The sequence below is a fragment of the Mycobacterium sp. 1465703.0 genome (assembly GCF_001672975.1).
GTDB lineage: Bacteria > Actinomycetota > Actinomycetes > Mycobacteriales > Mycobacteriaceae > Mycobacterium.
This window is the reverse complement of the sequence record NZ_LZKU01000223.1, coordinates 1-587: the sequence shown is the minus strand read 5'-3', so window position 1 is coordinate 587 and position 587 is coordinate 1. Positions and strand designations below refer to the sequence as shown.

Below are 587 nucleotides of genomic sequence, written 5' to 3'. Positions count from 1 at the left end.
AGTACCGCCCGAAGGCGATGGCGACGTTGTGTCCGCCGAACCCGAACGAGTTGTTGATGGCGTACTCGTAGTTGCCGGGGCGTGGTTTGCCTGCCACCACGTCCAGGTCGATTTCGGGGTCGAGGTTTTCCAGGTTGAGGGTGGGTGGGACCACCTGGTCGCGCAGCGCGAGCACGGTCAGGATGGATTCCACCGCACCGACCGCGCCGACTGAGTGGCCGAGGGCGGCTTTGGGTGCATAGACCGCGGCGTTGCCACCGTGCGGGCCCAGGGCGTTGTTGATGGCTTTGCCTTCGGCGACGTCGCCGACCGAGGTGCCGGTGGCGTGGGCGTTGACGTGGTGGATGTCGGAGGGGCTCAGGCCGGCCAGTTGGATGGCGCGGCTCATGGCGTGTCCGGCGCGTTCGCCGTTGGGGTCCGGGGCGACCATGTGGTAGCCGTCGGAGGTGATGCTGGCGCCCATGATGCGGGCCAAGATGTTGGCGCCGCGGGCTTTGGCGTGCTCTTCGGTTTCGATCACCATCAGTGCGCCGGCCTCGCCGAACACGAAGCCGGTGCGGTCGCGGTCGAACGGGCGGCAGGCACCC

Annotated in this window: 1 pseudogene; it reads right to left on the bottom strand. The window is 68.1% G+C overall.

Annotated features, from left to right (window positions below):
• Positions 1 to 587 (bottom strand): annotated as a pseudogene (kasB, locus tag A5625_RS21210) (3-oxoacyl-ACP synthase KasB); the annotation flags it as partial.